This is a genomic window from Herbiconiux sp. (assembly GCF_023264895.1).
Lineage (GTDB): Bacteria > Actinomycetota > Actinomycetes > Actinomycetales > Microbacteriaceae > Herbiconiux.
The window spans coordinates 60,161-86,911 of the sequence record NZ_JAHFUY010000019.1; the positions used below are offsets into that span (position 1 = coordinate 60,161).

Genomic DNA, 26,751 nt, shown 5'->3' on the forward strand with positions numbered 1-26,751 from the left:
TGCGGAAGGAACGTGGCGAAGATGCCGAAGACCCGTCGACTGCAGACCGGAGTGGAGTGGCAGGAGCTCACCACCACGCCCGCCGATTGGAAGGCCGCCGACCCGGCGCTGCTCGGAACCATGCTGGCCGAGCTCCATCTCATCCGGGCCTTCGAGGAGACCGTGCTCGAGCTCGCGGGCGAGGGCCTCGTGCACGGGCCCGCCCACTCGAGCATCGGGCAGGAGGGCGGCGCGGTCGGCTCGATTGTGGGGCTCTCGTCGGCCGACGCCGTGAACGGCTCGCACCGCGGCCACCACCAGTTCCTCGCCAAGGCGCTCACCCACGTCTCCGACGGCCGCATCGACCCGGCCCACGCGGTCACCGAGCCCATCCAGGCGGTGCTGCAGCGCACGCTCGCCGAGATCCTCGGCCTCGCCCAGGGCTACTGCTCGGGCCGCGGCGGCTCCATGCACCTGCAGTGGTTCGAGGCCGGAGCCCTCGGCACCAACGCCATCGTCGGCGGCGGCGCCCCCATGGCGGCCGGCAACGCCTGGGCGCAGAAGCACTCGGGCACCGACAACATCACCATCAACTACTTCGGCGACGGCGCGGCCCAGATCGGCTCCGTGCTCGAGTCGATGAACCTCGCGGCGGCGTGGAAGCTGCCGGTCATGTTCTTCATCGAGAACAACATGTACGCGGTCTCCACGAAGTCCGACGAGATCACCGCCGACACCCGGTTCTCCGTGCGCGGCCAGGGCTTCGGCATCCGCTCGTGGCGCGTCGACGGCATGGATCCGCTGGCCGTGCACCTGGCCATGAAGGCCGCCGAGGAGCACATGCGCTCGGGTGAGGGCCCCGCCATCATCGAGGCCGAGGTCTACCGCTTCTTCCACCAGAACGGCCCCTACCCGGGCAGCGCCTTCGGTTACCGCCCCAAGGAGGAGGAGGGTCAGTGGAAGGCGCGCGATCCGCTCGACCGCCTGGCCAAGGAGATGATGGCCCTCAAGCTCATCGACGAGGCGGGCGTGGTCGCGCTGCGCGAGCAGGCGAAGGCCGCCATGAGCGCCGCGGTCGCCGAGCTCGTCGAGGCCGACCCGGAGTCCGACGGCAAGCGCCGGATCATCCCGTCGCTCTGGCCCGACGTCGGCTACGTCAACGTGGGCGTGCGCGGCGACGCGAGCGAGCTCGCCGAGCTCGACTCCTCCGACCCCACCGCCTACGAGGGCGAGTGGCGCGACCTCAAGTTCGTCGACGCGGTCGCCGGGGTGATGGACCGCCGCATGGCGGAGGATCCGCGCATCGTCGTCATGGGAGAAGACGTGCACCGCCTGAACGGCGGCACGAACGGCGCCACCAAGGGCCTGGCCAAGAAGTACGGGTCGGATGCGCTGGGCGACGGCCGCGTGCTCGGCACCCCCATCAGCGAGAACGCCTTCACCGGCCTCGGTGCGGGTCTCGCGCTGGACGGCCGGTTCCGGCCCGTCGTGGAGTTCATGTACCCCGACTTCATGTGGGTGGCCGCCGACCAGGTGTTCAACCAGATCGGCAAGGCGCGGCACATGTTCGGCGCCGACACCCCCGTGCCGTTCGTGCTGCGCACGAAGGTCGCGATGGGCTCGGGCTACGGCTCGCAGCACCTCATGGATCCGGCGGGCATCTTCGCCACGAGCCCCGGCTGGCGGATCGTCGCGCCCTCCACGGCCGCCGACTACGTGGGCCTCATGAACGCGGCGCTCGCGCTGGAGGATCCGGTGCTCGTGATCGAGCACGTCGACCTCTACGGCACCGCCGACAAGGTGCCGGAAGGCGACCTCGACTACATCCTCCCCCCGGGCCGCGCGGCCGTGCGGCGCACCGGATCGGACGTGACGGTGATCAGCTACCTCTCGATGGTGCGCCACGCGCTCGAGGCGGTCGAGCAGACCGGCATCGACGCCGACGTCATCGACCTGCGCTGGCTCGACCGCGCGTCGATCGACTGGGACACCATCGGGGAGTCCATCAAGAAGACCAACAGCGTGCTCATCGTGGAGCAGGGCGCCCAGGGCACCTCGTACGGCGGCTGGCTCGCCGACGAGATCCAGCGCCGCTACTTCGACTGGCTCGATCAGCCGATCGAGCGGGTGCACGGAGGTGAGGCGTCGCCCAGCATCTCGAAGGTGCTCGAGCGCGCCGCCATCGCCCGCACCGAGGAGGTCGTCGCCGGCCTCGAGCGCGTGCGACTCGGATTCGGAGAGCGCTGATGTCGACCGTCATCCGTATGCCGGAGGTTCTCGCGGGAGCCGCCGAGGGCGCCATCCAGTCGTGGCTGGTGCAGGTCGGGCAGTCGGTCGTGGTGGGCGAACCGCTCGCCGAGGTCGAGACCGAGAAGGCCACCGTGGAGTACGCCGCCGAGATCGGGGGCACGCTGCTGAAGGTGCTCGTCGAGGAGGGGGTCTCGGTCAACGTGGGCGAGCCGATCGCCGTGGTCGGCGAGCCCGGTGAGAGTGCCGACGACGCGGAGGCGCCCTCGGGTGGTTCTGCTTCGAGTGGTTCGGCGTCGGGCGATTCTGCCTCGGGGGCGTCGACTGTGGAGGCGGGCACGTCGGTGCCTGCGGGGTCGAAGCCGGCCGACGGTGCGTCGCCCTCCGAGCCTCGGACCGCGCCCGAGCCCGAGACCGCGCCGGAGGGCGAGAGCTCGCCGGTGGCGGATGCGCCGGCGGATCTGAGCGGGGGAGCCGGTGCGCCCGGTGCCGCTGGATCGGGGTCCGGTGGGTCCGGGTCCGGCGAATCGGAGTCTGGTGAGTCCGGATCGGGCGAGTCCGGGTCGCGACTGTTCGCGAGTCCCATCGTGCGTCGGCTGGCGAAGGAGCGCGGGGTCGACCTCGCGTCGCTGCGCGGCACCGGGCCCGGTGGGCGGATCGTGCGGGCCGACCTCGAGCGGGCGCCCGAGAGCGCTCCGGCGGCGGCCGGGAGCGGCGGGGCCGGTGCCAGCGGTGCCAGTGCACCCGCAGCATCCGCGTCCCCGGCATCCGCTGCGCCTGCGAAGGAGGCACCTGCTGCCGCCCAGGCTGCCGCACCTGCCGCTGCCGGCGGCGCCGGGTTCACCGAGGTGCCCCACACGGGCATGCGGCGGGCCATCGCGCGGCGGCTCACCGAGAGCAAGTCGACGGTGCCGCACTTCTACCTCGTGGCCGACTGCCGGGTCGATGACCTCATCGCCCTGCGCAAGACGGTCAACGAGGCGGCGAGCATCAAGGTGTCGCTCAACGACTTCGTGCTGAAGGCGGCTGCGGCGGCGTTCGGCGACGTGCCGGAGGCCAACGCCACCTGGGGCGACACCGCGGTGCGCCGCTACGACACCGTCGACATGTCGGTGGCCGTGGCCATCGAGGGCGGGCTCGTCACTCCGGTGCTCCGCTCGGTCGAGAAGCTCCCGCTCACCGAGGTCGCGCGCACCGTCGCCGATCTGGCCGGTCGTGCCCGCGAGGGCAAGCTCCGCCAGAACGAGCTCGAGGGCGGCAGCTTCGCCGTCTCGAACCTCGGCATGTACGGGGTCACCGAGTTCTCGGCGATCATCAACCCGCCGCAGTCCGCGATCCTCGCGGTCGGTGCCGCCCGGCAGCAGCCGGTCGTCGTCGACGGGGAGCTCGCGGTCGGCACGGTCATGACCGTCACCCTCTCGGCCGACCACCGCGTGCTCGACGGCGCCCTCGCGGCCCAGTGGCTCGCGGCCTTCGTCAAGCGCATCGAGAACCCCCTCACGATCCTGATCTAGCCCCGGCTCGGCGCCTCGCTCGCGCCACGCTCGCGCCAGCGCGGAAGGAGGAGTTCTGCGGCCACCGGGCTGCAGAACTCCTCCGTTGCCGTTTTCGGGCGCCAGATTCCTCCGTTGCGGTGGCGGGTTCGGGGCGTGGCGGGGGTCAGGTGCGGAGCAGCGCCGAGGCCGCCGTGGCCGCTGCCCGGCCCGCACGATTCGCGCCCACCGTCGACTGCGACGGGCCGAAGCCCACCAGCTGCACGCGCGGGTCGGCCTCGACGGCCGTTCCGCGCATCCGGATGCCACCGGCGGCGTTCCGCAGGTGCAGCGGATCGAGATGGGCGAGGTCGGCGCGGAAGCCCGTGGCCCACAGCACCGTGTCGACCGAGGTGAACGAGCCGTCGGCCTCACGCACGCCGTGGGGCTCGAGCGCGGTGAACATCGGCCGCCGCTCGAGGGCGCCGCGCTCGCGGGCGGCGAGGGCGTAAGGGGTCCAGAACAGGCCCGTGTAGGAGACGACGCTCGAGGCCGGGCGCCCCGCCTCGACGTCGGCGGTCACCCGGGCGATCGTGTCGCGGCCGGTCTCCTGGCCGAAGGGCCCCTCGAGGAAGACCGGTTCGCGCCGTGTGTACCAGGCTGTCCAGGCCACGCGGGAGATCTCCTCGAGCTGCTGCACGGCCGAGATCCCGCCGCCGACCACCGCCACCCGATGCCCCCGGAACTCCTCGAGCGACACGTAGTCGCGCGTGTGCATCTGACGACCGAGGAACACGTCGCTGCCGGGGAAGTCCGGCCGCAGCGGGTTGCCCCAGGTGCCGGTGGCGTTGATGACCACGTGCGTCAGCCACGCGCCGGGCGCGTCGTGGGGTGCGCGGGTGCCGGCCGCGGCCGGGGAACCGCCGGTGGTCTGCGCCGCGCTCGAGGTCGCCGCGCTCGAGGTCGCCGTGTTCGTGGTCGCCGTGCTCACGGTCTCCACGAGCAGGAGGCCGGCGGGGTCGTGGTCCACGGCCCGCACCGATCTCACGCGCACGGGGCGGAGGATCGGGAAGGCGTTCCGCTCCTCGTAGTCGGCGAAATAGCGCGGAACGGCGGTGCGGCTGGGCTCCTCGTCGTCGATCGGCGGCTTGGCGAAGCCCGGCAGGTCGAAGATCCCGTTGACCGTCGCCATCCGCAGCGACTCCCACCGGTGCTGCCACGCACCTCCGGGGGCCGTCTCGGCGTCGAGCACCACGAACGTCCGGAGATCCTGGTCGGCGCTCGCCGGATGCTCGAGCGCGCTCTCGAAGCCGAGCCGCCGCAGATGGAAGGCCGCCGAGAGCCCCGCCTGGCCGGCCCCGATCACGACGACCGTCGCGAAGCGCTGGGGCGGGCGGGTGGTCATGCCCGGTACAACGTCACGGGGCGGCGGATGTTCCCGGCGCCGTGGGTGGGAGGTGCGCTGCGGATGTTCCCGGCGGCGTGGGTGGGCGGTGCGCTACGGCGTATCCGCGGCACCTGCTGCACCTGCTGCACTCGCTGCGCCCGCTGCGCCCGTTGCGCCCGCGGCATCACCGGCATCCGGGCTGCGGGTGAGGAACGCCCTCACCTCCGCGATGACCGCCTCGGGTGTGTCGGCGGCGTCGACCGTGAGGCCGGGCTCCTGCGGACCGAGGGGTTCGAGCGCATCGAGCTGCGAGTCGAGCAGCGATGCGGGCATGAAGTGGCCGGTGCGGGAGCGCAGCCGGCCGAGGAGCATCTCGCGATCACCCTGCAGCAGCACGAAGCGCGTGCCCGGAGCCCGCTCCAGGATGGCGTCGCGATAGCTCACCCGCAGTGCGGAGCACGCCACGACCACGCCGGTCGCGGGAGTGGAGGCGTCACCGCTGCCGGCGCCTGAGCCTGTGCCGGTGCCCGTGCCGCTGTTCGTGCCCGTGCTGGCCGCCCGGATCGCGTCGCCCACGGCCCGCAGCCACGGCCACCGGTCGTCGTCGTCGAGCGGCAGGCCCGCCCGCATCTTCTCGATGTTCGTGAGCGGGTGCAGATCGTCGGCATCCACGAACGGAACACCGAGCGCCCCGGCCAGGGCGGCTCCGACCGTCGACTTCCCGGATCCGCTGACCCCCATCACGACGAGAGCAGGAGGCGGGTTCATGCCTCCACCGTACCCACTGCGGGCGCGGGCCGGCTTCAGCGCAGGTGGCTCTGCCAGTCCGCGGGCACGCGGTCGGCGGGCCCCGGCACGGTCTGGTCGAGCGGATGCGCGTGCGGCGGCGCGAGGACGGGGCCGTCGGCGTAGTCACCGGCCGTGTAGTCCCAGAACCAGTCCTCCCCGGGCTCGAAGCTCTGGATCACCGGATGCCCGGTCGACTCGAAGTGGGCGGTGGCGTGGCCGCTCGGCGAGGAGTCGCAGCAGCCCACATGGCCGCAGAGGGCGCAGCGGCGGAGGTGCAGCCACCAGCCGCCGGTCTCACCGCACTCGAGGCATCCCGTTCCGCTCGGCGGGACGGTGGGGTCGATGGACTGCTCGCGCTCGCTCATGCGGTGATTCTGCCCGCTGCGGTGCTCTCGGGCAACCGAGGTGCCGTTCGCCACGCAACGCCGCCGGCCAGGCCGGCCGTCCGCCGCGCATCGCCGCCGGTCAGGCCGTGATGCCCGGCATCGCACCCATGCTGCGGAGGGTGAGGTCGACGACGTAGACGATCACGACGATCGTGATCACGAACGACAGCGCCACGATCCCGAACGCCACCCACATGGGTGCGATGCCGCCACCGCTCTGCCGGCGCACGACGATCGAACGCCCGATGGCGTAGACCGGCGCCACGAGGCCGAGGAACGCGAAGGCCCAGTGGAACGGCTGCGCATACCCGCGGGCGAGGAGCCACTTGCGGTCGAAGGAGGCGAGCACGATGCCCGCGCCGTAGACCACCCAGCCGATGACGCCGGCCACGGCCTGCGCCACGAGCGCCGTGGTGGACATGCCCCCGAACGGATCGACCGAGGTCGGGTCGGTCGAGTACGGCGTGCTCAGCTGCTGCTCGAAGTCGGCGAACGACAGGGGCAGCGTGAGCAGACCGATGAGGGGGAGGAGCGTGATGATCCAGATGAAGGGGCCGTAGGCGGGCGTCCCCGGAGCCACCTTCGGGGGCGCCGCGGGCGCGAACTGCTGCGCGGGGTAGGCGTAGCGATCCGGCTGTGCCGGGTACGCGGACTGTGCCGGGTACGCGGACTGCGCCGGGTACGCGGGCTGCGCCGGGTACTCGGGCTGCGCCGCGTGGGCAGGCTGCGCCGGGTATGCCGGCGGCGCGATGGGGGCGGGCGGCGCCGCCACCGGCTGCAGGTGCCCGGTCCACGCGGTCCCGTCCCACCAGCGCTGGGAGGCCGAGCCGGCCGGGTCCGGGTACCAACCTGCGGGCGTCCGCCCATCCGCTGTGCTCACCGCGTGCCTTTCGAGGAGTGGATCTGCGCATGCCCTGCGCCGTAGCCAGCTTAGGGTCGCGACCGTGAGCAACCGTTCCGGAGGGAGCGGTATCCTCGTGGGGGGAATTCGACGGGATGCACATGACCACCACCGGCAACGCCACGACACCCGCAGCAGGCGGATCCGCACTCGGGGACCCTGTGCACGGCGCCCCGGTTCACGGCACCCCCGCGCGCGGCGCCGAGTTCGATGCCCCCGTGCTCGATGCCCCCGTGCTCGATGCCCCCGTGCTCGACGACTCGGTGCGGGTCGAGGGCGGGGTCGTCCGCATCCTCGACCGCCGGGTGTTCCCCGAGACGGTGAGCTGGGTCACCGCCACCGATGCCGAAGAGGTGGGCGCCGCCATCGCGGGCATGGTGACGCAGAGCTCCGGGCCGCTGTTCGCCGCCTACGCCGGTCTCGAGATGACGGCGCTGCAGGTCGCCGACCTCGCTCCGGATGCGGCACGCGAGCGGCTGCGCGAGGCCGGCCGGGTGCTCGAGAGCGCCCGACCCACGAACAACCACCCCCGCGAGGCCGTCGCCCACGTGCTCGCGGCGGTCGATGCCGCCGACGCCGGCACCGCGTCCATCGTCGAGGCCGCCGTCGACGCCGCGCGCGAGGGCGCCGCGATCTACCGCGCTCGCAGCCGCCGCCTCGGCGAGGCCACGGTGGAGCTGCTGCCGGACGGTGCCCGCATCCTCACCCACTGCTGGATGGACACGTACCTGATCGAGTTCGTGCGCGCCGCCCGCGCGGCCGGCAAGCGCTTCGAGTGGGTGGCCACGGAGACCCGCCCCTACCTGCAGGGTGCTCGGCTGACGGCCCACACGCTCGCAGAGTTCGGGGAGCACGTGACCCTCATCACCGACGGCATGGGCGCCGCCGCGCTCGCCGCCGGTCACGACGCCGACTCGGGCCTCGAGCCGGGAGCGCGGCACACCGCGGGCATCGGTCCGATCGACGCGCTCGTGACCGCGGCCGACCGGGTCTCGCTCGATGGCAGCGTCGTGAACAAGGTGGGCACCCTCGGCCTCGCGGTGGCCGCCCATGCCTTCGGGGTTCCGTTCTACGCGCTCGTCCAGGCTCCGGATGCCGAGGCGCCCACCGCGGCCGACATCGTCGTGGAGTCGCGCGATCCGGGTGAGGTGCTGCACACGCTCGGCCGCCGCACCGCGTCGTCGCTCGTGACCGAGGCCTGGTACCCGGCCTTCGACGTGACCCCCTCGCGGTTCGTGTCGCGCATCGTCACCGACCGGGGCGCGTTCGAACCCGCCCGCGTCGGCGAGCTGTACGCGGCGGCGGGGGAGCACGCGTGACCGAGGAGGCGTCGGCCGGGTACGCCCTGCTGATCGACCGTGACGACGTGATCGCGCACCTGCACGAGCGGGGGCTGCTGCACCTCGTGGCGGGGGATGCCGCTGTGCAGGGCGGTACCGTCGGCGACGCAGCCGTAGCCGGTGACGCTGCGGTCGTCGGCGCATCCGTCGACGTCGTCGAGGTGACCGCGGGCAACATGAACCGCGTCTTCATCGCCCGCGGGCCGGCTGGTTCGCTCGCCGTGAAGCAGGCTCCGCCGTGGGTGCAGGTGGCGGGCCCGGAGTGGCCGATCGATCCCTCGCGCATCGTCTCGGAGGCCCGCACCTACGAGCGCCTCGCCGAGCGCGTGCCCGAGTCGATCCCGCAGATCGTCGACTTCGACGAGAGCCGGTACGTGCTCGTCATGGAGGACCTCTCGGCACTCGAGGTGCTCCGCGACGCCCTCGTGCGCCGCATCGCGACTCCGGACGACGCGCTCGAGATCGACTTCGAGGCCCTCGGCGCGGTCGTCGGCCGCTTCGTCGGCTCGCTCGCGGCGGCCACCTCGAGGCTGGCCCTCGGCGACGAGGAGCACGCGCGGCTCGTGGAGCTCGCCGCCAACCCGGAGCTCTGCGCGCTCACGGTCGACGTGGTGCTCGACGAGCCCTACCGCGAGCACGAGCACAACCACTGGCATCCGGTGCTCTCGTCGCGGGTGCGTTCGCTGTATGCCGACGACGACGTGCGCGAGGCGGTCGCCGCGGTGCGTGAGGCGTTCGAGACGCGGCACGAGGCGCTCGTGCACGGCGACCTGCACAGCGGATCGGTGATGATCGGGCGAGACGGCGGGTCGCAGCGGGTCGTCGTCTTCGATCCCGAGTTCAGCTTCGTGGGGCCCATCGGCCTCGACCTCGGTCTCTTCTGGGCCAACCTCGAGCTCGCGGCGATCGCGGCATCCGCGGTCGGCGACGAGGAGCTGGCCCGCGCCCGCTACTCCGCCGTGCCGGCCTCGTGGGCAGCGTTCGCCGAGGTGTGGAGCGCCGCGGGGCATCCGCCGACGTCGCTCGAGGCGATCGAGCGCGACGCCTGGCGCTTCGCCGGGGTCGAGGGCATCCGCCGCGCGGCGGGCTACTCGCACGCGGCCGACATCGAGTCGCTGCCCTCGGCACTGGCACCGGACGCCTCGGTGCGGCTCTTCGACGCCGCCCGCCACCACCTGCTCACGGGCGAGCCGCTGCGGTCGCAGCCGTTCGCCGGGAGCCCCACCCACCACCCCGATCCCCTCGAGGAGCGCACCGTGACCGAAGACCACACCCCCGCCCCCACACCCGATCCACTCGCCGTCTCGGCGCGCACCGTCGTCGTCGACATCGAGGGCACCACGAGCGCCGCCGGCTTCATCCTCGGCGACCTCTACGACTACGCCCGTCCCCGCCTGGCGTCCTGGCTCGACGACCACGCCGACGACCCCGCCATCGCCGAGGCGCGGCAGCAGGTCGTTCACGACGCCTCTCTCGCCACCGACGCCTCCACCGACGAGGTCGTGGCGGTGCTGCACGAGTGGATGGAACGCGACGTCAAGGCCACCCCGCTGAAGACCATCCAGGGGCAAATCTGGGCGGAGGGCTTCGCGAAGTCCGAGATCTCGTCGCACTTCTTCGACGACGTCATCCCGAAGCTCCGCGACTGGCACACCCACGGCGTGGGCCTCGCCGTGTTCTCGTCGGGATCCATCGCCTCGCAGGTGCCGTGGTTCCGGCACTCGCCCGACGGCGACCTCACCGGCCTCATCACCGACTTCTTCGACACCGTGAGCGCGGGGCCCAAGAAGGAGTCCGCCTCCTACGACGCGATCGCGTCGTCGCTCGGTGTCCCCGCCGGCGAGCTCGTGTTCTTCACCGACAACCCCGGCGAGGTGGCGGCAGCCCTTGCGGCGGGGTGGCAGGTCGTGGCCTTCTCGCGCGAGGGTGAGCCCTTCTTCGAGGCCGACTTCGGCGAGGCCGCCGTGGTGTCGTCGTTCGCCGAGGTCGAGGTCGTCGCCCCGTGACCGCAGCGGATGCGCCGGGCGGGCCGGGCTCGTCCGGGCACGTGTTGGGGGCCGGCGTCGTCGACGACGCGTCGCTCACGGCGGCGGGGCTCGCGCTCGCGGCCGAGTCGGCGCGCTTCGCGGGCCTCGGCTGGATGCCCGGCACCGCGGGCAACCTCTCGGTCACCCTCGCGCGCGATCCGCTGCGGCTCGCGGTCACGGCCTCGGGCCTCGACAAGGGCGAGCTCACCGCGAGCGACATCGTGCTCATCGACGGCGACGGCGAGTGGGTCCCGGATGCGCCGGGCGTGCCGGGCGGCTCGGGCGGGCCGGGTGGCTCTGGCGAGCCGGGCGGCTCGGGCGTCCCGGACGGCGACGGGGTGGCCACCGGCCGGCTGGGTGACGCGGTCGACGACCACCCGGCATCCGGCGGGTTCACGGAGCGGCTCGGGCTCGCCCGACGCCCGTCGGCCGAGGCGGGGCTGCACGCGCGGATCGCGGCGGTCACCGGAGCGGGTGCGGTCATCCACGTGCACGCCCTCGCGGCGGTGCGCGCGGCGCACGCATGGCCGGAGGGCGTGGTGCTGCACGACCTCGAGATGCTGAAGGGCATCGGGCACTCGGCGCACGGCGAGCGCGTCGTCCTCCCCGTGGTGCAGAACCACCAGGACATGCGCGTGCTCGGCGACGACTTCGAACGCGTCTACCTCCGGCCCACCGCCGCCGACCCCGCGGCGGGCACGAGTGCGGTCGCCGAGGTGCCGGCGCTGCTCGTGGCGAGCCACGGCATCTACGCGTGGGGCGCCGACCTCCGCCAGGCCCGCTGGCACCTCGAACTCACCGAGGCCCTCCTCCAGATCGCCCTCGCGACCCGCTGAGCAGCCGCCCCGCCCCGCCCAGCCCCGAGCCGCCCCGAGCCGCTCCCCACCGAGCCGCGCCGGATCGAGCCGCGCGGCGCCGGATCGCGCCGGACCGGTTCGAAAGCGCAGAGCTCGCGGGCATCGGGGCGCTCCACGGCGCGGAGGGCGGGAGGAGTGCGGTTCTGAACCTGCTGAACCGCTAGAGGCCGAACGTGCGCTCGAGGAGCGTGCGGGTGAAGTCGGCGTCGACGGGGAGCGGGCGGCCGTCGAGCTCGCGCACGGGGGCCAGGAGGCGCCCGCTCGAGAGCAGCCAGAGGCCGTCGGCGGTGGCGAGCTCGGCCGGAGTGATCACGGCCTCCGCGGTCTCGAAGCCGAGTGCGCCGAGCGTCTCGAACACGGCGGCCTGCGTGGTGCCCGCGAGGATGCCGAGGTCGGGTCGCGGGGTGCGGAACACGTCGCCGTGGCGCACGACCACGTTCGAGGTGGGTCCCTCGAGCACGACGTCGTCGGTGCTGACGAAGATCACGTCGTCGGCGTCGCGGCGGGCCGCCTCGCGGAGGGCGGCCTTGTTGAGCGCGTAGGAGAGCGTCTTCGCGCCCTGCAGCAGCCACGGCGAGGTCTGCGCGATGTCGTGCCGGTAGCCGCGGTCGAGCGTCACCACGCGGATGCCCGTGCTGCGTGCCGCGCTGTGGTCGGTCCCGGCGAGCACCTGCACCCACCCGCTCGCTCGGTCCGCGCCCTCGATGCCGCGGCTGTGCAGGAGCTTCACGAGCAGCTCGCGCTGCGGGGCGTGCGCGGCGAGTGCGAGCCGGGCGGCGCGTTCGAACGCCTCGACGTCGGGCTCGGGCAGGTCGAGCATGGCCGACGAGTGCTTGAGGCGCGCGAGGTGCCGGGGCAGCTCGATGAACCGTCCGTCGATCACCCCGATCGACTCGAACACCCCGTCGCCCCGCGTCACGGCGAGATCGGCCACGTTCACGGCCGCCTCCCGCATCGGCAGCACTGGTCCGACGCCGCCCCCGGCCACTGCCGCCGCCCCGCCGCCTGCTCCGCCCCCGGCCTCCGCTCCGTCGCCCACGAACACGACCAGATCCTCAACCGCCACGCCACCGCTCATCCCTCAAGTCTCCCCCACCCCGCGGACTCCGCCGCCCCGCCTCGCCCGCCCGCCGCCTCACCCACTTGACACAACTTGTGCCAAGTCGAGCGTTTTGAGCGCATCTACTGTCAAGTCGGAGGGAGTCACAGAGGCGCGGGGGCTCCCTCAGGCACGGAGGGCGGCGCGCACCGTCGCGAGGGTCTCGGCTGAGAGGGCCTCCACCGTGCGGATGCCGTGGCGGGTGAGCGCGAGCGCACGACCGGCGTGGAGGGCACCGCGCGCCGCCCGCTCACGGAGCTCCGGCGGGAGGGTCTCGATGTCGCTCGCCTTCGCGAAGCCCACGATGCGGCGGATCGTCTTCGCCGCCGCGAAGATCGCCGCGTCATCGCGGATGCCCTCGAGCAGACTCTCGAGCACGTCGTCACCCCACACCCGCGGATCGACCCGCGAGGGCCACAGCGCCCGGTACTCCGCCTCGAAGGCGGACCAGAGCCGGCCGGGCAGCTCGAGGATCAGTTCGGCCCGGTCACCCTCACCGAGCGCCTCGGCCCGCGCCGCCGCGAGCACGAGGTTGGCCCACAGCGCCCCCAGGTCGAACCCGGTGGGCCCGACGAACCCGAACTCGCTGTCGAACGCCCGCACCGACGCAGAAGCGGAAGCGGCAGCGGAACCAGCGGAAGCAGAAGCAAAAGCCGAACCAGCGGAAGCAGAAGCAGAAGCGGACACAGCCGACGAACTCTCCGCCCCCCACGCATCCGCCCCGCCCGCCGCCGGCCGCACGAAGACCGAACCGGTGTGCAGGTCGCCGTGGATGAGGGACTGCGCCGTGGTCATGAACCGCCACTTCGCGAGCCCCATCTCGCGCACGAGCGCCGCATCGCCCCGCAGCGCCTCGACGTCGGCGACGTTGCCGGGCAGCACCACGTTGTGCGGATGCGGGATGTACGGCTCCGTGAACACGAGATCCTCGGTGATCTGCGCGAGCTCCGGGTTGACGGCCCGCGCCACGAGCGCCTTGTGCTCGAGCGGATCCATGCCGAGCGGCGACGTCGCGAACGCCGTGCGCGCCACGTACCGGCCGATCTCCGCGGCCGCGTAGCCGTGCACGCGGCCCTCGTTGAGTTCGTTCCGCCACACCCGGTGATCGCTGAGGTCCTCGATGGCCAGCACGTAATGCACGGCATCGAAGTCGAAGAAGCCCGGCACGTGCGTCGGATCGGCGGCGGCGTGCGCCCCCAGCACGGTGGCCTCGCGCGCCGACCGCTCCCTGGTCATCGGCCACGACGGATCGGTGCGCACGTGCGGCAGCGACTGCTTGAGCACCACGGACGCCCCGGACTCGTCGTGGATGATGAACACCAGGTTGAGATTGCCGTCGCCGACCTCGCGCACCGAGGCGATGCGGGCCGCATCGATGCGCGTCGCGAGCACCGGCCGGCTCGCGAGGTAGGCGCCGACGGTCGCGGAGGTGAGCTGAGAGAAGTCGGAGTCGTTCATCGGATCCCTGGACTACGAGGCGGACGTGGTCGACCCGGCGGTCACCACGGTGCGCCGGCGCGAGAAGGTGAAGCTGAACAGGAGGGCGATGAGCAGCACGATGCCCTTGCCGAAGTCCTGCGCGTAGTACGGCAGGCCGAGCATCGTGAACCCGGTCACCATGACCGCGATCAGCACGGCCCCGAGCGCCGTGCCCCACGCGTTCGGCCGCCCGATGCCGAGCACCGAGACACCGACGAGGGCCACCGCCACCGCATCGAGCAGGAGCGAGTTGCCGGCACTCACGTCGCCCTGACCGATGCGCGCGGCGAGGAGGAGCCCCGCCACCGAGGCCAGCAGACCGCAGCCCATGTAGGCGAGCGTGCGGTACCACTGCACCCGGATGCCGGCGAGCCGCGCGGCCTCGGGGTTGGCCCCCACCGCGAACAGCGCGCGCCCCCACCGGGTGCGCTCGAGCAGGAACCACAGCAGTACGGTGATCACGACGAGGATGATGACGGGCACCGGCACGGGCCCGATCGACCCCCGGTCGAGCCAGAGGAAGTCGGCCGTGAAGCGCCCGGGAGCCGTGGTGCCGTTCGACAGCGTCATCTGCGACGAGATCGACTTGCCGTCGACGATGATGAGCTTGAGCCCCACGATCACGAACATCGTGGTCAGGGTGGCCAGCAGGTCCGGGATGCGTGCCACCACGATGAGGAACGCGTTGAGTGCTCCGATCAGCAACCCGCAGACCAGCACGACCGAGACGGCGACGCCGCCGACCTGGTTGCCGATCACCATCGTCCACGCCGCGATCGACACCGCGAAGCCCGCGGAGGCGCCCACCGACAGGTCGATGCCGCCGACGGTCATGGCGAGCATCACGCCGAGACCCGCGATGGCCGTCGGGGCGATGAACTTGAGCATGCCGAAGAAGTTCTCGGGCGTGCGGAAGCTCGGCTCCGTGATGACGAAGAAGAGGATGAGGGCGACCGTGACCGCCACGAACCCCCACTTCACGACGAAGGCGGCCACCCGCTCGGAGGTCTTCGTGGACGAGATGCGAGGGCGGGCGGTCATTCGGGGGCTCCTTCGGGGGAGGACGGGTGCGCGGCGCCGAGGAAGGCGCCGATGACGCTCGCGCGGTCGGTCTCGTCGGCGTAGCGGTCGAGCTCGATGCGGCCGGCGACGAGCACGACGATGCGGTCGGCCACCTCGAAGATCTCGTCGACGTCGCTGGAGAGCACCACGGCGGCGGCGCCTCCCGCGGCGATCTCGGCGAGGCGGGTGCCGATCTCGCGCCGGGCGGCGATGTCGACCCCGCGGAACGGCTCGTCGAGCAGCGCCAGCCGGGGCCCTGCCGAGAGCCAGCGGCCCACGACGACCTTCTGCTGGTTGCCGCCGGAGAGGTCGTCGATCGACTCGTCGGGCCCGGTGGTGACGACCGAGAGGCTGTCGATGACGCCCTCCGCACGCGAGCGCTCGAGGCGCTTGGTGAGGAGGCCGCCGACACTCGAGGAGCGGAGGAACGGCACCGTCACGTTCCGCTGCACCGACCAGCCCGGCAGGATGCCCTGCCGCTGACGGTCTTCGGGCACCAGGACGACCCCGGCGTCGATCGCGTGACGGGGCCGCTTGGGGGAGTAGGGCGCGCCCGCGAGGGTGAGCGATCCGCCGAGGGGAGCGGCGAGGCCCGCGAGCGCCTCCGCGATCTCGGTCTTGCCCGCTCCGATCAGGCCGAGCACGCCGAGCACCTCGCCCGCACGGATCTCGAGCGAGACGGGCTCCGACTCGGGCAGCAGCGTGACGCCGTCGAGCGTGGCCACGACCTCGTGCCCGCGCTGGGCGGCCCCGCGGTCGTGCGAGAGCTCGGCGGCGCGGCCGAGCATGTCGTGCAGGATGCCGTGCCACTCGAACGGACGGGCGGAGTCGCTCTGCACCCGGCCGTCGCGGAGCACGACGACGCGGTCGGCGAGGGCCTCGATCTCTCCGAAGCGGTGTGAGACGTAGATGATCGAGAGGCCCTTGGCGCGGAGGGCGCGGAGCACCTCGAACAGGCGCTCCGCCTCGGCCGCGGTGAGGGCCGAGGTGGGCTCGTCGAGGATGAGCAGCTGCGGGGTGCCGCGGAGGGCACGCGCGAGCACCACGAGCTGCGCGTCGGAGATGGCCAGGCCCGCGGCGTCGCTGCCGAGCACGCCGTCAGACCACGACAGCCCGAGCGTGTCGAGAGCGGCGCGGGCGTCGGCGAAGGCCGAGCCGCGGGAGCGGAGCGGCCGGCGGGTGGCTTGGGCGAGGTCGTCGAGGGTGAGGTTCTCGGCCACCGAGAGGCCGGGCACGATGCCGTCTGCCACCTTCTGGTGCACGGCCGAGATGCCGAGTCGTCGGGCCTGCACCGGCGAGCTGAGGTGCACGGCGTCTCCGCCGATCCGGACCTCGCCGCTGTAGCGGGGGTTGGCGCCCGAGAGCGCCTTGATGAGCGTGGACTTGCCGGCACCGTTCGCGCCGAGCAGCGCCACGATCTCGCCGGGGTGGAACTCGAGCGAGACGTCGGTCAGCACCACGTTGGATCCGTAGGCCACCGAAACGCCCGCGAGGGACACGACGCCGGCGCCGTGCCCCTCGTGGGCGTTCAGAGAAGGGGAGGTCATCCGGAGACCGCGGGGAGCCAATCCGCCACGACCACGTCGGAGAGCTCGAGGCTCGGCTCGGCGGCACGCAGCTCGGTGACGTTGGTGACCTCGTTCTCGGCGAGGAAGTCCTGCGTGATCGTGATCGCCGGGAAGAGCACCTCGGTCTCGTCGAGCTCACCCGCGAGGCTGAGGGCCAGCGTGCGCACGACCGCGGCGCCCACGGCGGCCGGGTCGGTGGCCGAGGTGGCGACCCAGGGGCTGCCCTCCGCGTTCATGACCTCGAGGTCGGCGTTGGAGATGTCGATCCCGTACACCTTCACCTTGTCCTGGAGGTTGTTCTGCTGCACAGCCAGAACTGTACCCTTCGTGATCTCGTCGTAGGGGGCGAAGATCGCCTGCACATCCGGGTTCTGCTTGAGCGCCGCGTCGACCAGCGGCACGTTGTCGCTCGCCGTGGAGTCGGAGACCTCACCGGTGGAGAACACGACGTCGAGGTCGTTGTCGGCCACGACCTGATCCCACACCTCGGCACGGCGGTCGAGCGGGGCGAAGCCGGTGGCCGAGACGTAGCCGACCTTGGCGCCCTCGCCGACATCGGCGATGAGCTGCTCGAGCACGCCCTCGGCCATCGACTTGTCGGACTGCGCGGTGACGATGACGCCCTCGCTGTCGGTGAGCGCGAGGTCGTAGATGACCACGGGGATGCCGGCCTCGACGGCCTTCGTGACGAGGGGCTGGATGGTGTCGGTCTGCCCGTGGTCGACGATGATGGCGTCGGGCTTCGAGGCGATGGCCTGCTCGAGGTCGCTCGCGTGCTTGGCGTTGTCGTTGCGCGCATCCGTGACCTGCAGGTCGATGTTCGCGAAGGAGGCCTGCGCCTCGGCCCCGGCGCCCCAGGCCTCGAAGAAGTCGCCGGCACCGCTCTGGCGAACGACGGCCACGGTGACGGGGTCGGCGTCGAAGGGCGCGGGCAGCTCGGCCGAGGCGGTGGGCGCGGTGCTCGCACCGGTGGTGGCGGCGGGGCTGCCGCTGGACTGCGCGCAGCCGGTGACGGCGAGGGCGCCGGCGGCGACGAGGGCGGTGACGACCGCTGCTCTGCGGAGGATGGCCATGGGAGTCTCCTTCAGGAGGACGGGGTGCTCGGGATGGGTGCGCCGGGGACCGGCAGGGTGCTGTGACTGCGAGTCGATTCAACCGCGCGGGCGAGCCGCCGCACGAATCGTGTTGCGCTCTGTTACTCGTGCGCGCCCGAGAGGGGACTGTGCAGGAGAGGAGGAATAGCATGGAAGTATGACCCTCCTGACCGTGTGGAACGACAACGACCCCTCGACGCCCGAGCTGCAGACTCGCGACTTCGACACCATCCATGACGTGCTGGCCGGCCTCGGCGCCCGCTTCAGCCGATGGGAGCTCAAGGAGCTGCCCGAGAACGCCACGCAGGAGCAGGTGCTCGAGCTCTACCGCGCCGAGATCGACGCCGTGAACGCCGAGCACGGCTACACCCTCGTCGACGTGGTGACGATCGAGCGGGAGGACACCGAGGAGTACCGTGCGCAGGCCGATGCCGCGCGCCAGAAGTTCCTCAACGAGCACCAGCACGACGACGACGAGGACCGCTTCTTCGCGAGCGGATCCGGTGTCTTCTACCTGCACGTCGGCGGCAAGGTGCACGCCGTGTTCTGCGAGGCCGGAGACCTGCTCTCGGTGCCGAAGGACACGACGCACTGGTTCGACATGGGCACGAACCCCGAGTACGTCTCGGTGCGCTTCTTCCACGACGACGACGGCTGGGTGGGCAACTTCACCGGCAGCGACGTCTCGAGCCGCTTCGCCACCTACGACGAGCTGGCCTCGGTCTCGGCCTAGCGCCGAATCCCTCCCACGAGTGGGCAGTTGATGCTCAGGTGGCCGACTCTGAGCAGCCGAAGTCGCCCACTCGTGGGAGGGGTCAGCCCAGGGAGGCGCCGAAGAGGAGGCCCAGGAGGTAGGTGACGGCCGCGGCGCCGTAGCCGATCGCGAGCTGGCGGAGGGCTCTGCGAAGGGGCGGGCCGCCCGAGAGCAGGCCCACCACGGCTCCCGTGCCGAGCAGGGCGAGGCCCACGAGAGCGGATGCCACGAGCACCGCGGGCAGGCCGGTCAGCCCGAACAGGTAGGGCAGCACCGGGATGATCGCCCCCGACGCGAAGAAGCAGAACGACGAGAACGCGGCCTGCCAGGCGGTGCCGATCTCCTCGTGCTCGTCGGAGGCGAGGCTGAGGGAGCCCGTGCCCGTGCCGAGCGCACCTCCGCCTCCGGCCGGCCCCTCGCTCCCCGGGGCCGTGACGCCGGCGTCGCCCGCCCGCGGCAGCCGGATGGCCGAGGTCGCGGTCGTGAGACCGCCGAAGACGTCGAGCGCTCGCGCCTCCGCCGCCTCCTGGCTCATGCCGCGCGCCCGGTAGACGAGGGCGAGCTCGTTGGCGTCGACGTCGAGCAGCGGTACCGCCGTGCTCGCCGAGGGGTCGGGCGTCGACGCGGCCAGCAGCTCCCGCTGGGAGCGCACCGACACGAACTCGCCCGCGCCCATCGAGAGCGCGCCCGCGAGGAGGCCCGCCACCCCCGTGGCGAGCACGACGCTCGCGGGCACGCCCGTGGCGCCGATGCCGAGCACGAGGGCGAGGTTGGAGACGAGTCCGTCGTTGGCGCCGAAGACCGCTGCCCGGAAGGTGCCCGAGAGGCGGCTGCGGCCCTTCGCGGCCAGCCCGCGCACGACCTCGCCGTGGATGCGTTCGTCGGCCGCCATCGCAGCGGTCGCGTCGTCGTCGGTGTCGTAGGGCGAGCGGGCCTCGGCGCGCTGCATGAGGGCGAGCACGAACACCGACCCGAAGCGCCGGGCGAAGACGCCGAGCAGACGCGTGCGGATGTCGGCGCGGCGGGGCTTGCCCACGTCGTCGCCGAGGAGCTCCAGCCAGTGCGACTCGTGCCGCCCCTCCGCGTCGGCGAGCGCCTCGAGGATGGCGCGCTCGGAGCCCGTGCGCCGCTGCGCCAGCTCGCGGTACACCTGGGCCTCGGCGCGCTCGTCGGCGAGGTACTGCCGCCACCGGCGGAGGTCGGCGGGCGTCGGCCCGGAGGCAGACGAGGGCCCGGAAGCGCGCGAGGGCCCGGAAGCGGGCGCGGAGGAAGAAGGAGACGTCATGGGGATCCCCACCATCCTGGCAGTCTCCGTGCACCCCTCAGGCCCCGGATGCCGCGACTCCCAGAATTTCGAGCTCCCGAAACGACCTCACCCGGGCCCCGCGCCAGTCCGGGCCACCCGCCCCTCGGCACCCCCGGCCACGAACCGGCAGTTCGTCCCGCTCAGCGCGCTCCAAAGCGGGACGAACTGCCGGTTCGACGGCGGGAAGGGAGGAAGGGCGCGGAAGGTGCGGCGGGTGGGGGCTCTACGCGCGGGCCGCGGCCTGCAGGAGGTGCAGCAGCTCCTCGCCTGCGAGGATGCCGCGGAGGGTCGTCACCTCGAGGTTGCCCGCCCGGTACTCCGCATCGTGGAGCTCGCCGTGTGCGGGGCGGAAGGCGGCATCCGCACCCTCGAGCATGGGCTGGTCGAGCAGCGAGTCGCCCGCCGCCAGGATGCACGGGCCACCGAGCCGCCTCGCGACCTCGGTGACCGCCTCGCGCTTCGTGAGCACCTTCGGCACGCAGTAGAGCTTCCGCCCCTGCACCGAGACCGACCAGCCGAACGCCTCGCAGGTGAGCCGCAGCTCCTCGAGCCACTCGCCCGGCATGAGGTCGCGGTCGACGATCGAGTAGACGAAGAGGTCGTCGGCGATGTTGGTCTTGAGGATCCAGGCCGCCGCCGCGAGGTCGCCGAAGAGCGCGTGCACCTCGGCGAGCGGCGCGCTCTCGGCCGCGAGCCGTGCCCGCACGCCGTCGCCCCAGTCGGCGTCGCGCTCGCCGTCGACGAGGATCTCGCCGCCGTTGCTCGTGACCGCGAACCGGGGTGCGGCGCCGAGCTGCACGCGCCGGTACTGCGCGATGGTGCGGGTGGTCACGGGCACGAACTCCGCCTCCTCGCGGAGAGCGGCGAGGAGGCGCTCGGACTCGCGCGTCATGAACGAGATCGGCACCCCGTTCCAGAGCTCGGAGACCACGATCGACGGCGCGAGGTCGTCCGGCGTCTCGAGCCAGAAGGCCTTGGGCGAGTAGATGAGCGTGCGGTCGAGGTCGCACGCGACCAGCGGCCTCACTGCTCGCTCCCCGCGGGCGCGCCGGCGACCGGGTGGATGAGGCCCACGCAGCTGTACGGCAGCTCCGGCACGTACTCCACGGGCACCCCGCGCTGCTCGGCGAGCAGCAGCACGTGGGCCACGTCGTCGAGGGCGTCTGGCCGCACGAGCACCTTCCACGGCACGCGCCGGAGGAGCACCCGCGTGGTCTCGCCGACGCCCGGCTTCACGAGGTTGATGCTCTCGATGCCGTAGGCCTGCCGGATGCGCTCGACGGCCTCCCAGCCGGCCCAGGTGGGCGTGCGGTCCTCGGCGAGGGCGGTCTCGACCTCGCGGGCGACCTCCTCCTGCACGTCGTCGAAGTGCGCGCAGACGGTGTCGAGCAGCTGCTCCGAGACGTCGTGGCCGGCGAGCTCCCGGTAGAACTTGGCGCCGTGGAACTGGTCGTCGGCGATCAGGTCGCGGTTGTAGACCGTGCGGGAGACGAGGCCGGAGACCGTCGAGTTGAGGCACGCGGAGGGGATGAGGTAGTCGTCGCGGGTGCCGAAGATGCGCACGCAGTGGCCAGGATCGGCGAGCACCGCGAGGTCGTCGGGAAAGCGCACGCCCTCGGTCTGCGCGTGCAGCTCGAGCGCGGCGGTGAGCTCGCGCGCGATCGCGCCCTTGCCCGTCCAGCCGTCGACGAAGGCCACCCGGGCGGGGTCGTGATGGGCGGCGAGATAGCGCAGCGCCGTACGGTCGACCCCCACGCCGCGCACGATGCTCATCGTGTAGTGCGGGGCGTCGACCCCGCGCATCCGCTTCGCCCAGCGGCGCATCAGGATGCCGATGGGGGTGCCGGCGCGGGCGAGCGAGACGAGCACGGGCGCGTTCCCGCGCTCGGCGAGCACGAGGTCCGTGACAACACCCACCGCCACCGCGAGGCGCCGGCTCGAGCGGGCGAGAGCGTCGCGGTAGAGCTCCTCGTACTCGGGCGAGGGCAGGTACTCGATCGGCAGCGATTCGGCGTAGTGCGCCTGACCGCTCTGGATGGCCTGCTCGCGCTCGGCGGCGGGCGCCTCGAGCACGGTGTCGCCGAGGTCGGTGAGCAGCCACTCGACGTCGTCGGCCGAGTAGGAGCCGAAGGCCGGGCCGGTGAGCGGCTGGGGGAGGGCCGGTGCGGGGGCATCGGTCATGCGGAGGTGGTCCGTTCGTTCGGGCGGTCGAGGGCGTAGGGACGGGTGGGATGCTGCACGGCGGATGCGGATGCGGCGGGTGCGGTGGATGTGCCGGACGCGGATGCGGGTGCGGCGGGCCGGCTCTCGGGCAGGAGGGCCACCACCACGCGGTCGGTGACCCGGCGGAGGGCCTCCACGGCGCCACCGGGGGCGAGGAGCAGCTCGCGGTCGACCCCGGGCTCCGGGAAGAGCACGATGGCGCCGAAGCGCGTGCCGGCGCGGGTGAGGTTGTAGGCGAAGCGGGGGCCGGGGCCGTCGAGCGTCGCGTCGTGGCTCGTGAAGGCGATGGCCGACGCGATGGCGTAGTCGGGGCGGTCGGTCGCGGCGATGGGGGAGCGGGTGGTGGTGGAGAAGCGCACCCCGCCCACCAGGCGGTCGAGCTCGGCGGCCACGGTGAGCGGCACCGCGATGAACTCCTCCGAGCCGACCACGAGCACAGTGGTCACATCGGCATCGCCACCCGCACCCGGCAGGGCCGAGCGGATGCGCCGTGCGACATCTGCAGCGAAGGCGGTGTCGAGGCGGCCGTCGACCCCGAATCGCGCACTCCGCACCGGTGCGACGTCGAGCTCCAGCGTCACGACCTCACCGAACGCCATCGCCGCCGCATCCGCATCCGCCGCCGCATCCGCATCCGGGACCGGCGACAGCGCCGGCAGCGCGTCGATCACCGCACGGGCACGCTGCAGCACATCCGCCGGCAGCGCGATCGAGCCGACCCCCAGCGCCACGACCGTGATGCGGGTGCCGAGCTCCGCGGCGAGCCCGTCCAGGGCGGCGCGGTCGGCCGCCGAGCGCAGGTCGATGAGCGAGGCCACCACCCAGTGCTCCTGCGGGGAGTCGTGGTGGAGCGCGGTGATCGTGTTGCGCACCGTGCGGCCCGTGCTCAGCTCGTCGTCGACGAGCACGGTCGTGCCGCCGGCCGGCAGCCACGACGCACCCGTGCCGAAGCGAGCGGGGTCGGGATAGAGCCGGTGGTCGCTCGCGTGCGAGTGCTCCTCCTCGAACGCGGTGAAGTGCGCGCCGGGCACGTCGTGCCGGGTGGAGTGCAGGTAGGGCGAGCCGAGGGCGTCGCCCACGAGGTGCCCGAGCCCGGTGGCGGTCTCGGCGTAGCCGATCGTCACGACCTCCGGATGCGACGTGCCGGCTCCCGCGCGGTGCAGCAGTTCGACGAGGCCGTCGAGCTCGGCCCGCTCGTCGGCGCTCAGGGGGCCGGTGGAGGCGAGCAGGCGGCCGAACGTCTCGAAGGGAGTCGGGTCGAGCGGATCCCGAGCCGCCTCGACAACCCCCGCACCGGTCCCTTCGACCTCCGTCCGCACGAGCAGCCCCAGCAGCCCGCCCGCCGCGACCGCGAGCCCCGGCACGGTCGGCACGTGCTTGGCCAGGACCGTCGACACGAGCAGCTGCGCCCGCTTGGGGTTGTCTCGGAGCGCGAGCCCCACGAGCGCCTCGAGCGGAACGAGGCTCCGCGACGCATCCGTCTGCACCGAGATGCCCACGGCCTCCTGCACGAAACCACCGGTCCAGACGCGGCTACGCGCATCCGCGTGCGCATCCGCACTCGCCTCCGCATCCGGAGCCGGCAGGCCGGGCAGACGGCTCACCGCATGCTCGTCTCGAGGAGGTCGACGAAGGTGGTCTCCTCGGCGGCGACCCCGAAGGCCTCGGCCCGCAGCAGCGTCTTGCGGGCCCACGCCTGGTGCGGCTTCATCTCGTTCATCTTGTTGCGGTACGGCGACGCGGTGGCCCCGCCACCCGGGCCGTCGGCGATCGCCAGCGCGTCGAGGTACTCCTCGTGGCTGACCACCGAGAGCGCGTGCACGACCGGCACATGGGTGGGGTGGATGACCGTCTTGCCGAGCAGCCCGTTGGCCTGGTCGAGCGAGATCTCGCGGATGAGCCCGTCGAGGCCGGCGAGCACGAGCCGCTGCCGCAGCTTCTTCTCGTTGGCCTCGGCGAACGGTGTCATGCGGAGCTGTGGTCGCAGCAGGCGCTCGGCGGTCTGGAAGTGCTCCCACACGGGCCCCGTGATCACGAAGTCGTCGGCGGGCCGGCCGAACACGTTCACGATCTCGGCGATCACGAACGACACGAGCGTGACGTCGTAGACCGTGAGGTCGCGGGAGCGCCGGAGCCCGAACGCGCTCGAGAGGTCGGTGGCGCCGATCCGCACCGCGAGCACGTCGTCGCGGTGCGCCTTCGTGACGTCGACGATGCCCTGCATCGCGCGGTCGCGGGTCTCGGCGTGGATCATGGCGGGCGACTCGAGGATCGGCATGACCCTCAGCCGCCGCCCGCCGCTCTCACCCGACTGGCCGAACTCGGCGTGGATGTCGTGCAGCGCGTCGAAGAACTCCTGCGCGTAGCCGTCCTCGTTCTGGTACTTCGGGATGACGAAGCCGCTCAGCAGGTCGAGACCGGCTCCGCAGAGATCGGCCATCCGCCGCATCTGGTCGGCCGATCGCACCCGGATGAACAGCAGGGGCAGCACGGGCGGCTCGTCGCTCGCCGCGAGCCGGGCGAGCACCGAGAGGGCCGCGGCCACGTTGGCCTCGGCGAACTCCACCACGTCGTCGGCGATCGAGTCCTCGAGGCAGAGCACCATGCTGAAGCAGCCGTAGGCGCCCTGCTTGACGACGTCGGCGACGAGGGTGGGCCGGGTGCCCGGGCTGTAGAGCGTGCCGCCGAGGGCGGAGGCGAGCAGCGCCGGAGGCGAGTCGACCTGGAGGTCGGCGGGCTGGCGGTGGAAGAGGCGGGCTGTCTCGTCCGGGTCGACGAAGCTGAAGTGGCGCACGTCAGCTCGTCCGCGACCGACGAGGTGCCACCGAGGTGGTGGGAACGAAGCCGAACTGACGCAGCACGGCCTCGAGCGGCAGCGGCTCGTCGAGCGGTTCTGCGCGCAGCTCGAGCACACCGTCGATGCGCAGCAGCGAGAGCACGACCGGATGCGCGGGGTCGCCCGGGTGCACCGTGAAGCTCTCGTCGTCGAACAGCTGCACGCCGAGAGGGGCGCCGCTGCCCACGAAGAGCGCGCGCCGGAGCGAACGCACGTGCCGGAGGGCGACGACCGCATCGCCCTCGTCGAAGCCCACGAGGGGACGGTTGCCGGGTGTGACGACGGGTGTGCCCTGGGCGGTACCGTCGAGCGTGAGCGATCCGGTCACGAGATCCGTCGACTCCCACGCCGCGGCCGTGGCCCCGGAGACGATGAGGCTGCCGATGGCCGACTGTCGGGCGTCGAGCCGCAGCACGGGCTCGTCGGGGCCCAGCTCGCGCACGTCGTGGGCCGTGGGCGCGGGGAACGGCTGCGGGCCACGGGGGCGGGTGGTGACGGGGGCTGAGGGTGTAGGGGCGCTGGAGCCGCCGCCCAGATCGAGCCCGACCGACGGAGCCGGGCGGCTCGCGGGAACGGGAACGGGAGCAGGAGCGGCAGGAGCGGACCGCCCCCCACCCAGGTCGAGCCCGGTGGAGGCCGGAGCGGAGGGCGCAGGAGCCGCCGCCGCGGGCACAGGCGGCGCGACACTCGCCGCCGCAGCCGGCTCCGCCACGACCGCACGCGGCTTGAGGCGCCGGCGCATGAAGACGAGATCCGCCCGCTCAGGCGAGGTGTTGCGCGGCACGGCTCAGACGTCGATTCGGAAGTCGGAGGCGATGCCCGCGAGCCCGGACGAGTAGCCCTGCCCGAGGGCCCGGAACTTCCAGTCGTCGCGGTGCCGGTAGAGCTCGGCGAGCAGGAGCGCGCGCGTGCTGCGTGCCTCGGCCAGCGGCACGTCGAACCGCACGAGCTCACGGCCGTCCGGGGTCGACACCTTTACCGAGGCGGAGCGCACGGGCGAGAAGTCACCTGGCCCCCGCACATCCGGATCGACGTAGACGAAGAACGCGATCTTCGCGACCTCGGCGGGGATGCGCGAGAGGTCGACGTCGATCTCCTCGTCGTCGGCCTCCGAGGCGAACGACACCGAACCGTCGTCGCTCACGATCTGGTTGAAGAACACGAGGTGGTCGTCGCTCAGCGCCTTGCCGTCGTCGCCGCAGAGCACGGCGATCGGCACGAGCTCGGTCTGCGGGCCGCGGCTCGGGATGATGTCCCAGCTGAAGCCGACCATCACCGAGGTGAGCCCGGGGTTCTCGGCGGTGAGCGCGGCGTTGGCGCCCGCGACGAGCGAGGCCATCAGCGGCCGCCCAGCACGAGGCCCTCGTCGGGCGTCTGGAACTTGTCGGCGAGGAAGCGGCCGTGGGTGGAGAGCTCGGCGATCGCGCCGATGCGGATCTGGTTGAGCAGGTCGTGGATCGTCTCCTCGATCAGCTCGAGCTGCCGGGCGAAGAGCTCGGTGCCGCGCGACTCGTCGACCCGGTCGGAGGCGGGCAGCGCGAGGAAGGCGCGGAGCGGGGTGCTGATGTAGTCGGTGATCATGGCCTCCAGCAGCACGCGCTGCTCGGTCGAGGCATCCTGAGCCGCGATGGTCGCCACGACCACGCGCAGCAGATCGTCGATCTGCCGGAGGCGGGACGACACGATGGCGGGGAGCTCCCGGCCCGCGCGGCGCTCGAGGTCGCGCAGGTCGTCGAGCTCGCGCGCGCTGCGCTCGTCGTCGGACTCGTTCGCCGGCGGGCGCGAGCGGCGCACGCCGTCGACACCGGGGGTGCCGGCGGCGAGGGCCTCCGCGTGCTCGTCGCCCGTGGGCCGCACGTGCTCCGCCGGAGGGGTCGCGCCGTTGAGGATGGAATTGACCAGTCGTCCTAGCGCCATGATCGTCCTTCAGTCGTTCTCGGGATCC

Annotated in this window: 23 protein-coding genes; 6 read left to right on the plus strand and 17 right to left on the minus strand. The window is 72.6% G+C overall.

Annotated elements, in window-relative coordinates:
* The first annotated feature begins 21 nt into the window (after positions 1-21).
* A complete protein-coding gene (locus Q0D57_RS03150; protein ID WP_291037994.1) occupies positions 22-2,226 on the plus strand; it encodes an alpha-ketoacid dehydrogenase subunit alpha/beta in 2,205 nt (734 codons plus the stop codon).
* A gap of 17 nt (positions 2,227-2,243) precedes the next feature.
* Positions 2,244-3,740 carry a dihydrolipoamide acetyltransferase family protein gene (locus Q0D57_RS03155; RefSeq protein ID WP_291037997.1) on the plus strand — a complete coding sequence of 499 codons (1,497 nt, stop codon included), beginning with the start codon at positions 2,244-2,246 and terminating at the stop codon, positions 3,738-3,740.
* Between the two features lie 145 nt (positions 3,741-3,885).
* Here Q0D57_RS03155 and Q0D57_RS03160 read toward each other — a convergent pair whose 3' ends face one another.
* The 4 genes from Q0D57_RS03160 to Q0D57_RS03175 all read right to left on the minus strand — a co-directional run bounded on the left by Q0D57_RS03160 (position 3,886) and on the right by Q0D57_RS03175 (position 7,140).
* Positions 3,886-5,103, minus strand: a complete 1,218-nt coding sequence (locus Q0D57_RS03160) for a pyridine nucleotide-disulfide oxidoreductase (RefSeq protein WP_291038000.1) — start codon at positions 5,101-5,103, stop codon at positions 3,886-3,888.
* Between the two features lie 93 nt (positions 5,104-5,196).
* The gene (locus tag Q0D57_RS03165; RefSeq protein WP_291038003.1) at positions 5,197-5,853 is read right to left on the minus strand and encodes a gluconokinase; all 657 of its coding nucleotides are present in this window, start codon (positions 5,851-5,853) and stop codon (positions 5,197-5,199) included.
* A 35-nt stretch (positions 5,854-5,888) separates the two neighbouring features.
* Positions 5,889-6,239 carry a UBP-type zinc finger domain-containing protein gene (locus Q0D57_RS03170; RefSeq protein WP_291038006.1) on the minus strand — a complete coding sequence of 117 codons (351 nt, stop codon included), beginning with the start codon at positions 6,237-6,239 and terminating at the stop codon, positions 5,889-5,891.
* A 100-nt stretch (positions 6,240-6,339) separates the two neighbouring features.
* Positions 6,340-7,140: a DUF2510 domain-containing protein gene (locus Q0D57_RS03175; RefSeq protein WP_291038009.1), complete on the minus strand. Its 801-nt coding sequence runs from the start codon at positions 7,138-7,140 to the stop codon at positions 6,340-6,342.
* Between the two features lie 122 nt (positions 7,141-7,262).
* Between Q0D57_RS03175 and Q0D57_RS03180 the strand changes: the two genes are divergently transcribed.
* The 3 genes from Q0D57_RS03180 to Q0D57_RS03190 are packed head-to-tail and all read left to right on the plus strand — an operon-like array spanning position 7,263 to position 11,364.
* Entirely contained in the window at positions 7,263-8,480 is a 1,218-nt protein-coding gene (locus Q0D57_RS03180) for a hypothetical protein (protein WP_291038012.1), read from the plus strand.
* Entirely contained in the window at positions 8,477-10,507 is a 2,031-nt protein-coding gene (mtnC, locus tag Q0D57_RS03185) for an acireductone synthase (RefSeq protein WP_291038015.1), read from the plus strand. Before Q0D57_RS03180 ends, mtnC begins: the two co-directional genes overlap by 4 nt.
* Positions 10,504-11,364, plus strand: coding sequence for a class II aldolase/adducin family protein (locus Q0D57_RS03190; protein ID WP_291038018.1), 861 nt, complete (start codon positions 10,504-10,506; stop codon positions 11,362-11,364). Before mtnC ends, Q0D57_RS03190 begins: the two co-directional genes overlap by 4 nt.
* A gap of 181 nt (positions 11,365-11,545) precedes the next feature.
* Here the strand turns inward: Q0D57_RS03190 and Q0D57_RS03195 are convergent, their stop codons facing one another.
* The 5 genes from Q0D57_RS03195 to Q0D57_RS03215 all read right to left on the minus strand — a co-directional run bounded on the left by Q0D57_RS03195 (position 11,546) and on the right by Q0D57_RS03215 (position 17,666).
* Entirely contained in the window at positions 11,546-12,463 is a 918-nt protein-coding gene (locus Q0D57_RS03195; RefSeq protein ID WP_291038021.1) for an aminodeoxychorismate lyase, read from the minus strand.
* Positions 12,464-12,610: 147 nt separating this feature from the next.
* A complete protein-coding gene (locus tag Q0D57_RS03200) occupies positions 12,611-13,942 on the minus strand; it encodes a phosphotransferase (RefSeq protein ID WP_291038024.1) in 1,332 nt (443 codons plus the stop codon).
* Positions 13,943-13,954: 12 nt separating this feature from the next.
* On the minus strand, positions 13,955-15,004 hold the full coding sequence (locus tag Q0D57_RS03205; RefSeq protein ID WP_291038027.1) for an ABC transporter permease: 1,050 nt from the start codon (positions 15,002-15,004) through the stop codon (positions 13,955-13,957).
* On the minus strand, positions 15,001-16,572 hold the full coding sequence (locus Q0D57_RS03210) for a sugar ABC transporter ATP-binding protein (protein ID WP_291038030.1): 1,572 nt from the start codon (positions 16,570-16,572) through the stop codon (positions 15,001-15,003). Before Q0D57_RS03210 ends, Q0D57_RS03205 begins: the two co-directional genes overlap by 4 nt.
* Positions 16,569-17,666, minus strand: coding sequence for a substrate-binding domain-containing protein (locus Q0D57_RS03215; protein WP_291038033.1), 1,098 nt, complete (start codon positions 17,664-17,666; stop codon positions 16,569-16,571). The genes Q0D57_RS03210 and Q0D57_RS03215 overlap by 4 nt, the downstream gene beginning before the upstream one ends.
* A gap of 178 nt (positions 17,667-17,844) precedes the next feature.
* Between Q0D57_RS03215 and Q0D57_RS03220 the strand changes: the two genes are divergently transcribed.
* Positions 17,845-18,420 (plus strand): cupin, encoded by a 576-nt coding sequence (locus Q0D57_RS03220; RefSeq protein ID WP_259530122.1) that lies wholly within the window; start codon positions 17,845-17,847, stop codon positions 18,418-18,420.
* A gap of 82 nt (positions 18,421-18,502) precedes the next feature.
* On the opposite strand, the gene Q0D57_RS03225 is transcribed toward Q0D57_RS03220, so the two are convergent.
* The 8 genes from Q0D57_RS03225 to Q0D57_RS03260 form a co-directional block, all read right to left on the minus strand.
* Positions 18,503-19,741 (minus strand): VIT1/CCC1 family protein, encoded by a 1,239-nt coding sequence (locus Q0D57_RS03225; RefSeq protein ID WP_291038037.1) that lies wholly within the window; start codon positions 19,739-19,741, stop codon positions 18,503-18,505.
* Positions 19,742-19,970: 229 nt separating this feature from the next.
* A complete protein-coding gene (locus Q0D57_RS03230; RefSeq protein ID WP_291038039.1) occupies positions 19,971-20,774 on the minus strand; it encodes an HAD family hydrolase in 804 nt (267 codons plus the stop codon).
* Positions 20,771-21,928 (minus strand): cysteine protease StiP family protein, encoded by a 1,158-nt coding sequence (locus Q0D57_RS03235; protein ID WP_291038042.1) that lies wholly within the window; start codon positions 21,926-21,928, stop codon positions 20,771-20,773. The genes Q0D57_RS03230 and Q0D57_RS03235 overlap by 4 nt, the downstream gene beginning before the upstream one ends.
* Positions 21,925-23,574, minus strand: coding sequence for a phosphoribosyltransferase domain-containing protein (locus Q0D57_RS03240; protein WP_291038045.1), 1,650 nt, complete (start codon positions 23,572-23,574; stop codon positions 21,925-21,927). Before Q0D57_RS03240 ends, Q0D57_RS03235 begins: the two co-directional genes overlap by 4 nt.
* Positions 23,571-24,764, minus strand: a complete 1,194-nt coding sequence (locus tag Q0D57_RS03245; RefSeq protein WP_291038047.1) for an HpcH/HpaI aldolase/citrate lyase family protein — start codon at positions 24,762-24,764, stop codon at positions 23,571-23,573. Before Q0D57_RS03245 ends, Q0D57_RS03240 begins: the two co-directional genes overlap by 4 nt.
* 1 nt (position 24,765) lies before the next feature.
* Complete coding sequence (locus Q0D57_RS03250; RefSeq protein WP_291038049.1) at positions 24,766-25,590, minus strand: hypothetical protein; 825 nt, start codon at positions 25,588-25,590, stop codon at positions 24,766-24,768.
* 3 nt (positions 25,591-25,593) lie between these two features.
* Complete coding sequence (locus Q0D57_RS03255; protein ID WP_259530129.1) at positions 25,594-26,145, minus strand: TerD family protein; 552 nt, start codon at positions 26,143-26,145, stop codon at positions 25,594-25,596.
* A complete protein-coding gene (locus Q0D57_RS03260; protein ID WP_291038057.1) occupies positions 26,145-26,723 on the minus strand; it encodes a hypothetical protein in 579 nt (192 codons plus the stop codon). Before Q0D57_RS03260 ends, Q0D57_RS03255 begins: the two co-directional genes overlap by 1 nt.
* Positions 26,724-26,751 lie beyond the last annotated feature (28 nt).

Coding starts and splice junctions, on each gene's coding strand:
- Q0D57_RS03150 (WP_291037994.1), top strand. CDS start 22: ATGCCGAAGACCCGTCGACTGCAGACCGGAGTGGAGTGGCAGGAGCTC.
- Q0D57_RS03155 (WP_291037997.1), top strand. CDS start 2,244: ATGCCGGAGGTTCTCGCGGGAGCCGCCGAGGGCGCCATCCAGTCGTGG.
- Q0D57_RS03160 (WP_291038000.1), bottom strand. CDS start 5,103: ATGACCACCCGCCCGCCCCAGCGCTTCGCGACGGTCGTCGTGATCGGG.
- Q0D57_RS03165 (WP_291038003.1), bottom strand. CDS start 5,853: ATGAACCCGCCTCCTGCTCTCGTCGTGATGGGGGTCAGCGGATCCGGG.
- Q0D57_RS03170 (WP_291038006.1), bottom strand. CDS start 6,239: ATGAGCGAGCGCGAGCAGTCCATCGACCCCACCGTCCCGCCGAGCGGA.
- Q0D57_RS03180 (WP_291038012.1), top strand. CDS start 7,263: ATGACCACCACCGGCAACGCCACGACACCCGCAGCAGGCGGATCCGCA.
- Q0D57_RS03195 (WP_291038021.1), bottom strand. CDS start 12,463: ATGAGCGGTGGCGTGGCGGTTGAGGATCTGGTCGTGTTCGTGGGCGAC.
- Q0D57_RS03200 (WP_291038024.1), bottom strand. CDS start 13,942: ATGAACGACTCCGACTTCTCTCAGCTCACCTCCGCGACCGTCGGCGCC.
- Q0D57_RS03205 (WP_291038027.1), bottom strand. CDS start 15,004: ATGACCGCCCGCCCTCGCATCTCGTCCACGAAGACCTCCGAGCGGGTG.
- Q0D57_RS03210 (WP_291038030.1), bottom strand. CDS start 16,572: ATGACCTCCCCTTCTCTGAACGCCCACGAGGGGCACGGCGCCGGCGTC.
- Q0D57_RS03215 (WP_291038033.1), bottom strand. CDS start 17,666: ATGGCCATCCTCCGCAGAGCAGCGGTCGTCACCGCCCTCGTCGCCGCC.
- Q0D57_RS03220 (WP_259530122.1), top strand. CDS start 17,845: ATGACCCTCCTGACCGTGTGGAACGACAACGACCCCTCGACGCCCGAG.
- Q0D57_RS03225 (WP_291038037.1), bottom strand. CDS start 19,741: ATGGTGGGGATCCCCATGACGTCTCCTTCTTCCTCCGCGCCCGCTTCC.
- Q0D57_RS03235 (WP_291038042.1), bottom strand. CDS start 21,928: ATGACCGATGCCCCCGCACCGGCCCTCCCCCAGCCGCTCACCGGCCCG.
- Q0D57_RS03255 (WP_259530129.1), bottom strand. CDS start 26,145: ATGGCCTCGCTCGTCGCGGGCGCCAACGCCGCGCTCACCGCCGAGAAC.
- Q0D57_RS03260 (WP_291038057.1), bottom strand. CDS start 26,723: ATGGCGCTAGGACGACTGGTCAATTCCATCCTCAACGGCGCGACCCCT.